The organism is Sungkyunkwania multivorans (assembly GCF_042675645.1).
GTDB classification, from domain to species: domain Bacteria; phylum Bacteroidota; class Bacteroidia; order Flavobacteriales; family Flavobacteriaceae; genus Sungkyunkwania; species Sungkyunkwania multivorans.
Genome location: NZ_JBHTJH010000010.1, coordinates 194,398 through 207,565 on the forward strand (window position 1 = coordinate 194,398; position 13,168 = coordinate 207,565).

At 41.6% G+C, this 13,168-nt stretch carries 14 protein-coding genes; 9 read left to right on the top strand and 5 right to left on the bottom strand.

All coding sequences use genetic code 11. The features are described from left to right. The first annotated feature begins 2 nt into the window (after positions 1–2). A complete protein-coding gene (locus tag ACFQ1M_RS11025; RefSeq protein ID WP_386408146.1) occupies positions 3–749 on the top strand; it encodes a LytR/AlgR family response regulator transcription factor in 747 nt (248 codons plus the stop codon). Here the strand turns inward: ACFQ1M_RS11025 and pafA are convergent. Beyond that, positions 746–2,398, bottom strand: a complete 1,653-nt coding sequence (gene pafA, locus ACFQ1M_RS11030; protein ID WP_386408148.1) for an alkaline phosphatase PafA — start codon at positions 2,396–2,398, stop codon at positions 746–748. The genes ACFQ1M_RS11025 and pafA overlap by 4 nt on opposite strands. A 113-nt stretch (positions 2,399–2,511) precedes the next feature. On the opposite strand from pafA, the gene ACFQ1M_RS11035 reads away from it, so the two are divergent. Together ACFQ1M_RS11035 and ACFQ1M_RS11040 are read left to right on the top strand one after the other, a co-directional pair. Beyond that, positions 2,512–3,249 (top strand): MlaE family ABC transporter permease, encoded by a 738-nt coding sequence (locus tag ACFQ1M_RS11035; protein ID WP_386408150.1) that lies wholly within the window; start codon positions 2,512–2,514, stop codon positions 3,247–3,249. Further along, positions 3,249–4,013 (top strand): ABC transporter ATP-binding protein, encoded by a 765-nt coding sequence (locus ACFQ1M_RS11040; protein ID WP_386408152.1) that lies wholly within the window; start codon positions 3,249–3,251, stop codon positions 4,011–4,013. The genes ACFQ1M_RS11035 and ACFQ1M_RS11040 overlap by 1 nt, the downstream gene beginning before the upstream one ends. A gap of 3 nt (positions 4,014–4,016) precedes the next feature. Here the strand turns inward: ACFQ1M_RS11040 and ACFQ1M_RS11045 are convergent, their stop codons facing one another. The 4 genes from ACFQ1M_RS11045 to ACFQ1M_RS11060 all read right to left on the bottom strand — a co-directional run bounded on the left by ACFQ1M_RS11045 (position 4,017) and on the right by ACFQ1M_RS11060 (position 8,461). Next, on the bottom strand, positions 4,017–5,495 hold the full coding sequence (locus ACFQ1M_RS11045) for a DUF389 domain-containing protein (protein ID WP_386408154.1): 1,479 nt from the start codon (positions 5,493–5,495) through the stop codon (positions 4,017–4,019). A 9-nt stretch (positions 5,496–5,504) separates the two neighbouring features. Next, positions 5,505–6,584, bottom strand: coding sequence for a mannose-1-phosphate guanylyltransferase (locus ACFQ1M_RS11050; protein WP_386408156.1), 1,080 nt, complete (start codon positions 6,582–6,584; stop codon positions 5,505–5,507). A gap of 10 nt (positions 6,585–6,594) precedes the next feature. Then, positions 6,595–7,194, bottom strand: coding sequence for a SprT-like domain-containing protein (locus tag ACFQ1M_RS11055; protein ID WP_386408158.1), 600 nt, complete (start codon positions 7,192–7,194; stop codon positions 6,595–6,597). A gap of 424 nt (positions 7,195–7,618) precedes the next feature. Next, on the bottom strand, positions 7,619–8,461 hold the full coding sequence (locus ACFQ1M_RS11060; protein WP_386408160.1) for a DUF4349 domain-containing protein: 843 nt from the start codon (positions 8,459–8,461) through the stop codon (positions 7,619–7,621). 103 nt (positions 8,462–8,564) lie between these two features. Between ACFQ1M_RS11060 and ACFQ1M_RS11065 the strand changes: the two genes are divergently transcribed. The 6 genes from ACFQ1M_RS11065 (at position 8,565) to ACFQ1M_RS11090 (ending at position 13,137) form a co-directional block, all read left to right on the top strand. Further along, positions 8,565–9,473 (top strand): hypothetical protein, encoded by a 909-nt coding sequence (locus tag ACFQ1M_RS11065; protein ID WP_386408162.1) that lies wholly within the window; start codon positions 8,565–8,567, stop codon positions 9,471–9,473. Beyond that, positions 9,470–9,913 carry a hypothetical protein gene (locus ACFQ1M_RS11070; protein WP_386408163.1) on the top strand — a complete coding sequence of 148 codons (444 nt, stop codon included), beginning with the start codon at positions 9,470–9,472 and terminating at the stop codon, positions 9,911–9,913. The genes ACFQ1M_RS11065 and ACFQ1M_RS11070 overlap by 4 nt, the downstream gene beginning before the upstream one ends. A 148-nt stretch (positions 9,914–10,061) precedes the next feature. Further along, the gene (locus ACFQ1M_RS11075) at positions 10,062–10,916 is read left to right on the top strand and encodes a hypothetical protein (protein WP_386408165.1); all 855 of its coding nucleotides are present in this window, start codon (positions 10,062–10,064) and stop codon (positions 10,914–10,916) included. Positions 10,917–11,109: 193 nt separating this feature from the next. Further along, on the top strand, positions 11,110–11,565 hold the full coding sequence (locus ACFQ1M_RS11080; RefSeq protein ID WP_386408167.1) for a DUF5063 domain-containing protein: 456 nt from the start codon (positions 11,110–11,112) through the stop codon (positions 11,563–11,565). A 186-nt stretch (positions 11,566–11,751) separates the two neighbouring features. Then, entirely contained in the window at positions 11,752–12,726 is a 975-nt protein-coding gene (locus ACFQ1M_RS11085) for a hypothetical protein (RefSeq protein ID WP_386408169.1), read from the top strand. 15 nt (positions 12,727–12,741) lie between these two features. Beyond that, positions 12,742–13,137, top strand: coding sequence for a hypothetical protein (locus ACFQ1M_RS11090; protein WP_386408171.1), 396 nt, complete (start codon positions 12,742–12,744; stop codon positions 13,135–13,137). Positions 13,138–13,168 lie beyond the last annotated feature (31 nt).

The following is a 13,168-nucleotide window of genomic DNA, read 5'->3' on the forward strand; positions in this document are numbered from 1 at the left end:
CTATGATAGGCGTCGTAATCGTTGAAGACGAAATTGGACATCTGCAGCATCTGACTAGGCTATTAGAAAAGTACTATCCAGAAATGACCATTTTGGGGAATGCCGACAATGTACAAGGTGCCATCAAATTGATTGAAGACACCGATCCAGAACTTGTCTTTTTAGATATTCAACTAAGGGTTGGGAATGGTTTTGATGTGCTCGATCATTTTGGAAGCACCATCAAGTTTGAAACTGTTTTCACCACTTCCTTCTTGGACTACAAAGAAAAGGCCATGGATTATTTTGCCTTTTATTATTTGAATAAACCTCTTGTTGAGGAAGAGCTGAAGAAGGTCCTCGACAGATATATTTCGAAGAAGACGAACTTTGACCTAGAAAAATACCTGGCCTTTAAAAAACAACTGGAAAATAAGGATGATTATCTGACCCTATCAACCTCTTCGGGTTATGAGGTCCTAGACGTACGTAATATTATCTTTTGCGAGGCGAATGGTAGTTATTGTGCCTTTCATACCACGGATAACAAACAATTCGTATCGTCCAATAATCTCAAGAAGGTGGAAAGCCTATTACAAGAAGCTAATTTTTGTAGAATCCACCGTTCTATACTGATCAACTTAAAGCATGTTAAGGGATTTAACAAGGACGGTGTCATTAACCTGACCAATGGTCATAATGTGACCATTGCCTCACGAAACCGTAAGAACATCCTAAACATGTTGAAGATCATGTACGGTATCCTCTAGTCGATCACCTTGGAGAGTACCTTACCAGTGGCTCCATTTGGAAAGGCCGTACCTATAAGTGCAGCAATGGTTGGAGCAATATCTTCAATAGCCGAATAGGTAGTTGTACTTCCTCGATTGATCCCCTTTCCAAAAAATAGCAAGGGTACATGCGTATCGTACCTTAGTCCCGAACCATGGGTAGACCCTGTTCTGGAATGGCTTATGACAGCCGGATCGAATACGATAAGAACATCTCCCGACCGCTTCTGATTATACCCTCGTTGCACCAATGCGGCGATCCCGTTCTCATATTGTGTTTCTCTCATCTGCTTAGAGGTGAAGACCTTGTCTACTTGCGGAAAATCAACGAGCTGTGAAGCGACAAAGGCACTGACATCGTCAACTTCTACCTTGGCCAACTTCAATTTGGCCCTGTCAAAGAAAATTTGCTTATTCGATATATTTCTGATAAAATCATTCTTTCCATACTTATCTTGAAGTGCCTTGTTCAGCTTTTGCTTCATGCCACCACCGACATAACCGCTAGGTATTCTTTTAGACTGGAGATAGCCTGGAACATGGACCGCACCATGATCTGCCGTCAGAAATACGGTGTAGGCATCTTTACCAACTTTGATATCCAAATAGTTGAAGAGACGTTCTAGATCTTTGTCCAATCGTAGATAAGTGTCTTCAACCTCTTTGGAATTGACCCCATATTGATGCCCTACATAATCCGTGCTGCTGAAACTGAGCGTTAAAAAATCGGTGACCTCATCAGCGCCGAGTGACTCCCCATCGATCGCCGCCAAGGCAAAATCGGTCGTCAAGCTGTTTCCAAAAGGTGTGGCTTTGATGATATCATAATTTCCATTAAAAGGTGCGTATTTTGGAAGGTCGTGGGGAAAAACAGGTGATTTTTCACCCTTAAATACACCTTCATAAGAATTATCATCCGCACCACTTTCGTCATAAGAAGAAATGTCATAAAGAGTTTCCCAAGGTTTCATATAGGTGTCGATCTTCTTGGAAGCGTTGAATTTTTGCACCCATTCAGGTAGTTTTTCCATATAAAAAGAACTACTGATAAATACGCCTTCATTTTTTCCATGAAACCAATAGGCAGCATTGGCACTATGTCCAGCGGGCATGATGGCTCCTCTATCTTTTATTGCGATACCAATGGTCTTTCCTTTGAATTGGGTATGCAATCTATTCTGATCTGCCACCGTTGTGGTCTTCATCCGCATCGGTGACATCTTCCCAGCACTCGAGGTCGTTCCCACCGGGATCACATTGGGATCGCTAGAACAATAGACCATCTTGCCTTCGGCCTTAGAATACCAATCATTGGAGATAATGCCATGGTTGGCAGGCGTAGTACCGGTAAAGACCGATGCGTGCCCCGGTCCGGTATAGGTGGGCACATAATTGTAATGATTGTTTTTAAAGTTGTAGCCCTCGTCGATCATTCGCTTGAATCCATCATCACCGTAACGATGCCAAAAACGGGTGAGATAATCGTATCGCATCTGGTCAACAACGATGCCCACCACCAATTTGGGGCGGCTAAAAGGTGTATCATCTGCAATTGAAGATGAATTATTTTGGGATTGGCTCTGCCAAAACATTAGCAGCGACAATGCTATTAGAAACACTCTTTTCATGAATGGTAAAAATTAAGACATACAAAATTAAGTGTTTTTAAACGGTTTATATCATATGAATGTTAAATCGCACTAGGATTATTTTCCTATTTTTGAAACCATATAATATTTGCATGAATTACCTCACCGCCGTTGGCAAATACTTTTTGATGCTAAAAGATGTTTTTAGCAGGTACACCAAAAGAAATGTGCTTTGGAAGCTTATCCTAAAGGAGATCGACGACCTAATCATTGGGTCGTTGGGAATCGTATGCTTCATCTCTTTCTTTGTTGGAGGCGTTGTGGCCATTCAAACGGCATTGAACATCGACAACCCGCTTATTCCAAAATATCTAGTGGGTTTTGCCACTAGGCAGTCGGTGATCTTGGAATTCGCGCCTACTTTTATCTCTATCATCATGGCGGGAAAAGTAGGATCCTTTATTACCTCGAGTATTGGTACCATGCGCGTCACGGAACAGATCGATGCCTTGGAAGTGATGGGTATCAATCCTTTGAACTATCTGGTCCTACCAAAGATCGCCGCGCTAATGTTATATCCGTTCATCATTACCATTAGTATGTTCTTAGGTATTTTGGGGGGACTTATGGCCTCTATTTATGGTGGGTTTTCCAGTAGCGCCGATTTTGTCCAAGGATTGCAGATCGACTTTAATCCCTTTCATGTAACTTACGCCTTTATAAAAACGTTGGTCTTTGCCTTTTTACTAGCGACCATCCCATCGTTTCATGGATATTTTATGAAAGGTGGCGCCCTCGAAGTTGGGAAAGCCAGTACCACCAGCTTTGTTTGGACCAGTGTGGCCATCATCTTGGTCAATTACCTCATCACTCAATTACTACTTACATAATGATCACCGTAGATAACATACACAAATCCTTTGGCGACGCCAAGATCTTAAAAGGCATTTCTACCGTTTTCGACCAAGGAAAGACCAATCTGATCATCGGACAAAGCGGTTCTGGGAAAACGGTCTTTCTCAAATGCCTGTTGGGGCTTTTTGTGCCAGAACAAGGCACCATCAATTACAGCGGCACCAATTATTCTGAGATGGATGAGGACCAGCGTACCGAACTGCGACAAAGTATGGGAATGGTCTTTCAAGGAAGTGCTTTATTCGATTCGATGACCGTGGAAGAAAATGTGCGATTTCCAATGGAAATGTTCTCTAAGAAGACCCCTGAAGAAATGAGAGATCGTGTAAATACTGTATTGGCCCGGGTGAATTTAGAGAATGCAAACGATAAATTCCCCTCAGAGATCTCCGGTGGTATGCAAAAGCGGGTGGCCATCGCTCGTGCCATTGTGATGAATCCAAAATATCTGTTCTGCGACGAGCCAAACTCTGGCCTTGACCCCAGAACCGCCATCCTGATCGACAATCTGATTCAAGAGATCACCAAGGAATTCAATATCACCACGGTGATCAACACCCACGATATGAATTCGGTGATGGAGATAGGCGAAAAGATCGTCTTCCTAAAAGATGGAGTGAAAGCCTGGGAAGGAACCAACCAAGAGATCTTTAGAACAGATAATGAGGCCGTGACCAACTTTGTCTACTCGTCGGAACTCTTTAAAAAAGTGCGAAAGATGTATCAAGAGGAGCAATAGCCCTTAGTTTTCTATCTCTAGCAAAAACTTCTTCGCCCCTACTTTCAATTTCAACCATTCTTCGATCTTCTTCTTCTCTCGCTCTTTCGTGGTATCGGAAGGTAAATTATCCTTCCAGGTTAAAACAAAGGTCGGGATAGTATCGATACGATTAAAATCGGAACGTATGACATTAGAGAATGCAATCGATCTTATGGACTCGCCATAAAGGACCTTCGCCTCATCACTGATCTGACTGAAAGGAATTTGTCCAGCACTCAATTTACTCAGTCGATTCACCTCTTTTTCTAGCATCTCAATGCGCTGATCCTTGGTTGCGACCTCGGCCTTTTTGGATTCGTAGAGTTCACTCACATATTCGAGCATTTGCCCCGACTCGTCCTGTCCGCCTTGTGTTATATTAAGTATGGTTTCCTCTAAACCGTATGATGGCAATTTGGTTCTCCAAGTATTCTCCACACTTTCAGGAATCATGTTATCGCCCATAAAGACCAGGTCGATGGTCTTCCCTTGTGGACCATCATAATTCACTTCGGTAAGGTTCTCTAGATAACGACCTCCTTTGGGTAGTTCGAACAAGGCTACCTCGTTTCTCAAGAATTCATTGACATTCTTCCTAAAGATCGACTGCTGAAAAACATTATAAAAGGTAATTCCCGCAGGGATCATCGTAAGCACCGCAATAAAGGAAGCGATTCTCGCAGTTCGCTTACGTCTGGCAGAGTTCGCATACTTCAGCATTGGAAAACGCAATATTTTCAATACTAAGAATGTCGCCAAGGCGATAAAAACGGTATTGATCGTAAAGAGATACATGGCACCACCGGCATAGGCCCAATTTCCAATCGCTAGACCAAAACCAACGGTACATAAGGGCGGCATCAGCGCCGTAGCAATGGCCACACCGAAGATCACGGAGGCGATGGTCCCTTTTTTAGTTCGGGCGATCACCAAGGCCAAGCCACCAAAAAAGGCAATGAACACATCCCGAATATCCGGGGCCGTACGTGCCAACAATTGTGAGGATTCCTCTCGTAAAGGAAAAAGATAGAAAAAAAGGAAGGCCGTGACCACACTCAAGACGACCATCACTGCAAAATTGACCAGCGAACGTCGTAAGGTGTCGATATCATTGATGGCGATAGACATCCCTATCCCCAAGATAGGACCCATTAAAGGAGAGATAAGCATGGCACCGATAACCACCGCTTCGGAATTGGCGTTCAGACCAAAGGAGGCGACAAAAATGGAACAAACCAAAATCCAGGCAGTTGCTCCTTTGAAAGGAATATCTCCTTTGATGGCATCGATCGTTGTATCGCGATCGGTATCCTTTCTAAAGTTGAGCAGTTCTTTGATGAACATGCTAAACGTTTGAAAGAGTCCTTTTGCCCCTTTTGTAACGGCCTCTTTGTTCTCTTGAGTGCTTTGAGCCTCATTCTGTTGTGGCTCGTCACTGAAGTTGAATTTACTTTCTTCCATAACCTTCTATTATCCGTAATCTTCTCCAAAGGTGTCTTTGACACGCTTCAGCACTTTTTTAATATCCTGTTCTTTTGCTTTTGGGTAAATCAGCAACACATCTTCCTTATCTACGACAATATAGTCAATAAGTCCATCGATCACCACCACTTTATCTTTTTTCGTTCGCACCATGTTCCCAACAGCATCTTGAGACAGCAATTTCGAATTCACTACCGCGTTTTGCGCATCGTCTTTCTCCAATTTGTCATAAAGCGATCCCCAAGTTCCGAGATCGTTCCAGTCGAAGGTCGCGGGAAGCACGAAAACCTCGCTGGACAATTCGAGGATCGCATAATCGATAGAGATGTCTTCCGCCTTTGGATAGTTCTCTTTGATAAAATCGTCCTCAAAATCGGTATTAAAAACACTGATGCCTTTTTCAAATAGTTGAAAGAGGGCTGGTTGAAAATTTTCGAAGGCGGCTACAATGGCGTGGACACTCCATATAAAAATACCAGCATTCCAGAGGTAATTACCTTGTGCCAAGAATTTCTTGGCGTTCTCATAATTGGGTTTCTCCGTAAACTGAAGCACCTTTTTTATCGCATCTTTACTACCTTGATCATACTCGATATAGCCATATCCTGTATTTGGAAAGGTCGGGGAGATTCCCAAGGTCATCAATTTTTTAGAATCCTCACAAGCCTCAAAGGCCGTCGCTACATTCTGTACAAAAGCATTCTCATCTTCAATCCAATGATCACTAGGTGCAACGATCATCACCGCATCGGGGTTTTCCTTTTGGATCTTTAGGGAAGCATATAAAATACAGGGAGCGGTATTGCGCATCGCCGGCTCCAGTACCACTTGTCGTTGGGTGATCTGCGGTAGCTGTTCTAAGACGAGGTCGTTGTAACGCTCGTTGGTGAGGATAAAGATGTTTTCTTCAGGGATCAATTTGCTAAGACGGCTAAAGGTCTTTTGGATCAGCGTATCTCCCGTACCTAACATATCATGGAATTGTTTTGGGAAGGAAGTGGTGCTCACCGGCCAAAAGCGAGATCCAACCCCACCTGCCATCAGTATCGCATAATAGTTCTTGTTCATTTAGGTTGTTTTAGTTAGGTAATAGTTCGACCTCGGCATTGGGGCTAAAGAGATACACTCTTCCCGAGCTCAATTCCACGCACTCATAGCGCTTTACTCGTTTGTTGCCCCGCTGAAAGATCTTTCCGTTGTGGATCCTGAACATACTTCCGAACGGTATCTCAAAGATATAGTTTTTATCATTTGCAGGATCAAAGCGTTTCAAGGCTATCGAAAGCTTGGCATCGGTATCGCTACTCGCCTTTGGATTGCGAAAGTGATGGGCGATGACCGGTAATAATTGTTGCGGAAAAATCTCGGGTCTGATAAAGGGCAACATCAATTGCTGAAAGGTCTGCTTCCACTCTACCCCATGTGGTTTTATCAACCTACCAAACCTTTTGAACGCTACCAAATGGGCGATCTCATGGATCAAGGTGATCAAAAAACGATAGGGATTGGGGCCTGCATTCACGGTGATCATATGCATGCCGTTGGGTAATTTACGATAATCCCCATGACGCGTTACGCGCTGGCTGACGATCTTTAGATGCACCTGATGTTCTTTGATCAACGAGAATGCCTGTTCTACAGCACGCTCTGGAATGTATTTGGAAAGCACTTCAATCACGGGATAAAAATAAGGTAAATTGGTTAGTTATCGATGCGTTTTTATGATGTGTCTATTAGTTGATAAGTTGATGAGTTTAGTGGCTTTGGAATAGCTTTGTTTATCTACTTATATTGTCGGGCAGTTTGTTGGGGCGCCAGAACATAGGCGTTCTCGATACCTGCCTGCCCTCCATAGGCGGGTAAACCGGCGGGCGGGCAATTTTTCTTCTCTCTGTTCAGAAAAATCACTCTTGGCTTTCTAACTAGAGGTCCTCCCTTCCGTCTCTCCCAGGGGAGAGAAACCTCTGCGAGGCTGATCATCATTTATCATTCGTCCTAGGAGGGTGGTTGGGAAATCTTGACTATATGTACGAAGAACCCTTCCCATAAAAAGGGAAGGATTTTTTGAATCGTGTTTTTAGGTATTGCCAGCAATCCTCCAATTACTTCTTCCGGAATCTAAAAAACAATATGATTCCAGTCGTCAAAAGAATAAATGGCCAGATATAAAGTAATCCCAAAAACAAATTGGATAGCAGCTCCCAACCAAAGCTCAAGCTTTCTTTCATCTTGGAGCCGTAGGTCTGTGTGTAAACCTCTGGTTCGGCTTTATGTGCTACCGCAGCATAGAGATCCACCTGAATGGTACTCAACGCTACCTTATTGCTCAAAAACTTCAATCGGCCTTGGGCCGCCTCGATCTCTTCTTGTAAGACCCGTAGTTTTTCTTCCGTCAATAGTACTTCTTCCACCGTTTTGGCCTTGCTTCGCAGAATCTCGTCATAGCGTGCCTTTACCTCTTGCTTCGTCTTAAGACGGGTTTGCAGGTCGATATATTCTTCCGAAACATCTTTGGTGGTCACATTATTGAAATCCACAAACTCCGCCAAGGTTATTAGCTGTTGCATCACAGGCTCAAAATCTTCCTGAGGTACGCGAACCGTAAAACGATTCTCCAAATGGTAGTTCGTGTGCTGATAGCGCATATCGGAAATATAGCCTCCGTGCTGTGTGACGATGGCTCTAGCCTTCTGTACGGCACTGTCGATATCCGCCACCTTAAAACGACATTGGGCATTTTTGATGATCTTTAGGTTGCTTAGGAGGTCGGTATTCGTTTTTGGGGCCAAACTGCCTTCTTCCGAAGAAATGCTGTTGGCATCGGCGGTTTCGGCTACAGTCTCCATGTCGACATTTTCAGAATACTTCATAGAAGGCTCATGGCTACAAGCGGCGATCAATAGTCCTAAACTTAGGAACGTCATTAATTTTTTTGTCTTCATCATTTTAAAGTTTAAATTGTTGCAGCAAACCTATCGACAGATGCCTTGCATCTTTTGCAAAGCGTTTGTAAATGATCTGTAAACTGTTTTACAAGAGTGTGCTTTAATGGCTGACCCTAAAGATGATATTGCCCTTTTCCAGCTGCTTTTACAAGAAGTGGCGGCCGTGTTTCTCAAAAACAATTCGGCTTCTGCCGCTAATATGACCGATTGGAAAGGCCAGGATATCGTGCAATTTCAAGAGGATCTTAGAGCCAAGGTTCAGGGAAGTATCAGCGAGAAATGGTTTTATAGCTATGTGAAGAACACGCCAGAAAAACTTCCGCGCATCGATATTCTCAACTTGTTGTCTACCTATGCAGACTACCAGAGCTGGAATCATTTTAAGGAACAGCATCGCCAGGTCGACAGTAGCGAAAAGAAGGTCAATAAAAAAATATTGATCCCTATCGTATTGGCTTCATTGATCATCGTTGCCATCGCCTATTCGATGATTCCCACGACGCATCACTTTCATTTTTGCTTTGTGGATGCGGATAAGAAGGAGGCGATACGAGATATTACCATCGACATTATCATTTTAAACGAGGGCGAATCCCCCACCCATGCAAAGACGGACAGCCTAGGTTGTTTTGACTGGGCCACCAAAAAGGACCATATCCGATTGGTGGCGCAATCGCCCTATCATAAGAACGATACGATCTACAGAACACTTGCTAGCGGGAAGAATCAGGTCTATCTAAAAACAGACGACTATGCGTTGATGTTGCATTATTATACCAATGGTAAGGTAAAAGATTGGCAAAAACGACGAGAAGTATTGGACAAGCTCATTGCCGATGATGCCTTGATCTTTGAGCTATTGCCACAGCAACTCGGCGTCACTATTTATGAGAAACAAGAATTTATCGACAAGCTGACCACGCCGACCCAAAGTTTACAAAAGTTGCAGATCGTAGAAACGCGTTATAGCGATGGAAAGATCGCGAAACTTAAATTTAAGATCACGCCATGAGAAAATGGTACTACATACTAAGTTTGATGCTGTTGTGGTCTTGTGCCAACAACACCAGCAAGGAAATGGCCCCAGCGATCGAGGCAGAGGCCGACCTCGTGGAAGGTTCTATCATGACCACCGAAGACGCCTATCTGCAACTGGCCAAGCAACGGATCCAGGACCAGTTAGATCGTGCCCGACTCGAGGCCCAGCATCCCGACTTTAGCGTAAAGCTCAAGGAAAGAATTTTTACTGAAACCCTATCTGCTGATGCCAGTTTGGAAGAACTACAGATCATTAGCCAAGAGACCGTTGCCGATACCACTTTTTTGGTATTAAAGGCTGTTTTTAAGGACGCGACAATTAGGACCACCGATACCCTTAACGCCAAGATCATCTCCAAGACGGTTGCATTGGATGGGGAGGTTTTTAGGACGTCGTCGATTGTGTTTGAATAACTGTCAAGACTCGACAACCCCCGCTATCGCCAGTCTGCGACTGGTGGTTTAAGCCAGATACGCAGCAACACATATAAAAATTGACTCCAATTTCCTATCTTTAAATACTCTATCCCGGGCGACTAATTCAATTTTGAATTGCATTGAAATGTCAGATACATTAGTAAAAAATAGATTTCATAAACCGATTGAGTCACTGACAATTGGCAAAGATGACTTATTGAAGTTTCTAAAAGTTTTACAGGAAAGAGCTGATTCAGCTTGTGAAATTGAATGCAATCATCTTGCATCAATGGTTCCTCCCGTCGATAAGTTGGAACAATCCATAGAAAGCTTGAAAAGTTGCGCTCTGCTTAAATTGACTTTGACCGGTTCAGATGGAGAGGAGCTTTTTGGCTCGATAGATGAAATTTTTGATTCGGTATCTTTCCCCGAACAGGTGAAATCAGTTTATGTAAGTAGTGAATTGCTTTATGAGTTTAAATTCAATCACCCACCACGTAATCGATTTAGAGTGTTACTAGATTTTACAAAACCCAGAGTCTTAGATTTCTCATTTTTACCAAGCGAAAGTACTCCTAATGATTCTTTTTTTACTGTTGAAGGATATGACAATACCTGGGTAAATGGTGTTTTTAACGAAATAGACAAGTTTTTCGATAGGCGTTCGTCCACATTTCCGAGAATTCACAAAAACAGTTTTTATGACTTCATTGTTTGGATTCTTGGTATTCCGATGAGTTTTTGGTCTTGTTATAAGCTTAGCAACGAGATAAGTAACTTATTTTCCAATTCTTTTCTTAGAAGCGCAGTTTTTATTTATGTTTTTTTCTTGAGTATGCTCACACTAAGGGTTCTGTTCCACTATTTCAGGTGGTTATACCCTAAGATTCAATATAAGTCTAAAAACGATTTGTCATCAATGCATAGAGGGATTTTTTACGCAATTACAACTGGATTAATTGTGACATTTTTATATGATGTTCTAAAAATCATATTTTAGAATTAGAATGCTGAATGGTAGCAGAGCAATGAATTCCTAAGAACATGATATTAAATCTCTCGCAACGCCTAGTTGTCGCCGTAACCAATACCTCGATGTATGGATATCTAATTATCGATCATGAAGCAACCAAAATAAAGAGGATTAAACAAAATTTTGTTTATTTAGTACCCCAAACACATTTGAGAAATACGTGAGCGAATTAAAAGTCCTTATAGAAAAGATCACTGAATTTGGAGTTAATCCGGAAGTAGAGGTAAAAGATAAAACCAATGTTTTGAAGAGACTCTTGGTCGAAATTTACTTGGAATTCCTAAATGTCAATTTTGAATTTGATGAATCGGACTATGACGACGAGCCAGATTTTGATTATAACGAGATTCTAAAAAATGTGAAGTCTAACTTTCCTGATTTCGGTTGGTACAGTTCGGTTTTGGACTCGAATAAAATGGAGCCAAATGTAGAAGTTGGAATTGAAGATGAGTTAGACGATTTAGCTGATATCATAAAAGACATGTTAGCTGTTAAATGGAGGATGGAGAATACAAGTGAGGATGATGCGCTTTGGCATTTCGAATTTTTAATGCGGGTACACTCCGAACAACATATGGTGAATCTATTAAAAAGACTCAAAGAAAGAAGTGAATAAACAGTAGCAGCTAACCTTAATGTTCCCCGCAACGGTCAGTCTCTGCAATTTATCATTCAAAATAAACTATTTTTCTTGCTTGGCGCGGAATGGCAGTATATAAGTCATGTAACCGCACAGATTACGAATTAAATGTATTAGTCGAAAATCGGTGGTAAGAAAAATTGATTAGACTTAAAGAAAAAAATGAAAGAAAATAAACATGCTTTCAGATTATCAAAAGTTAACTGGATCTTTGTGCTGATCGTAATTGTGATTTCATCATTTGTCTTTTTAAGAAGTGACGGAATCAACGCAGCCAGCCTTGGGCATCTTACAGGTTCATGGATTGGCATCGGATTTATACCATTGCTATTTTCAGTGATTGTTTGGCTGATTCGAGGTCGAAAAAGATATGCCGGAACCCATACCTTTAATATTGTACTAGCCATTATGTGCTATGGCATAATGAAAGAGATGGAGGCAATGAGCAAGGAAAGAACCGATAATATTGAGAAGATGACTGAATCCCTTTCGACATATAAAGACGAGATTAATAACGAAGAAGATATAGATTCGGCGTATGAAAAACATATGGCGAATGTAGATGAAAGCTTGTCAAAAATTATTCAAAATACAACTGGTAACGAACAGGAGGTCTATAGAAATCTGCAAAAATTTGCTGCGATCAACAATACGGTAATGGTCAACTGGGAAAGATCTTATGATTCGGTAATGGAACCAAGGATCTTGGATTATGCAGTTTTAAATGATATAGCAGAGTGCGAGTATCAAATAGCAGTGCTAAAACGCTATCAGAGTCAATCTGAAATCTATAAAGATCATTTTAAGAGAAGAATGGAGATCATCAAGGGTCTTAATAAAGGTATTCCTGAAGACAATAAAGCACTCCAAGGCGTTATAAAAGGCATAAAGAAAAAGGATTCCGTCCAAAAACCAATCTTTTTACCTTTTATTAACGCCCATATTGATTACAGTAGTAATTTGATAGCAATCGTAGCCTTTCTGAAAAAGAACAAAGGAAAGTGGCAATATCTAAATGAAGAGCTGATTTTTGATAATGGTGAGCTTGACGAAGATTTTTCGAGCCTAATTGAAAAAATTACTGAGGACGAAGACCGAATCATCGAATGGACAGACAAACTGATCGAAACCATGTGAAAGAAAGAGGAGACAATGAAGCAAACGATCAGCCGAAATGATAAAAATTTAGAAATCCTCAATAATTTGATCACGAGCGGCTGCTACAATGGCTATGTCAGCCCAGAAAAGTTTGAATTGACCCGCAATCGTTTTCCAAATAACCATAGATTGATCGGAGTTTTAAATGATGTCGGGAGTTACGACCTAAAGTTCGTCTTTAAATATCCAATTAACGTTGCCGCTAAAATCTTATTAGTTGTCGGAATTTTGGTATCAATGGTCTTATTAGTTAAAGGTGGTTGGATGCTTCCTATGATCTTTGTTTTTTTTGGGTTGATAATCTTTGTTGATTTTAAAATCAAAGAGAAAAAAGAAATCCATCTTTTGATAGACAAACTTTTAGAATTCCATAAGGCAGAATGTAATTAAGCCGGTCTCGATATCACCGTACATACCAGCA

Excerpts from the sequence above, each read along its gene's own strand:
- ACFQ1M_RS11040 (WP_386408152.1), top strand. The coding sequence starts at position 3,249 with ATGATCACCGTAGATAACATACACAAATCCTTTGGCGACGCCAAGATC.
- ACFQ1M_RS11070 (WP_386408163.1), top strand. The coding sequence starts at position 9,470 with ATGAGAAAATGGTACTACATACTAAGTTTGATGCTGTTGTGGTCTTGT.
- ACFQ1M_RS11075 (WP_386408165.1), top strand. The coding sequence starts at position 10,062 with ATGTCAGATACATTAGTAAAAAATAGATTTCATAAACCGATTGAGTCA.
- ACFQ1M_RS11085 (WP_386408169.1), top strand. The coding sequence starts at position 11,752 with ATGAAAGAAAATAAACATGCTTTCAGATTATCAAAAGTTAACTGGATC.
- ACFQ1M_RS11025 (WP_386408146.1), top strand. The coding sequence starts at position 3 with ATGATAGGCGTCGTAATCGTTGAAGACGAAATTGGACATCTGCAGCAT.
- ACFQ1M_RS11035 (WP_386408150.1), top strand. The coding sequence starts at position 2,512 with ATGAATTACCTCACCGCCGTTGGCAAATACTTTTTGATGCTAAAAGAT.
- ACFQ1M_RS11060 (WP_386408160.1), bottom strand. The coding sequence starts at position 8,461 with ATGATGAAGACAAAAAAATTAATGACGTTCCTAAGTTTAGGACTATTG.
- ACFQ1M_RS11065 (WP_386408162.1), top strand. The coding sequence starts at position 8,565 with ATGGCTGACCCTAAAGATGATATTGCCCTTTTCCAGCTGCTTTTACAA.
- pafA (WP_386408148.1), bottom strand. The coding sequence starts at position 2,398 with ATGAAAAGAGTGTTTCTAATAGCATTGTCGCTGCTAATGTTTTGGCAG.
- ACFQ1M_RS11050 (WP_386408156.1), bottom strand. The coding sequence starts at position 6,584 with ATGAACAAGAACTATTATGCGATACTGATGGCAGGTGGGGTTGGATCT.
- ACFQ1M_RS11045 (WP_386408154.1), bottom strand. The coding sequence starts at position 5,495 with ATGGAAGAAAGTAAATTCAACTTCAGTGACGAGCCACAACAGAATGAG.
- ACFQ1M_RS11090 (WP_386408171.1), top strand. The coding sequence starts at position 12,742 with ATGAAGCAAACGATCAGCCGAAATGATAAAAATTTAGAAATCCTCAAT.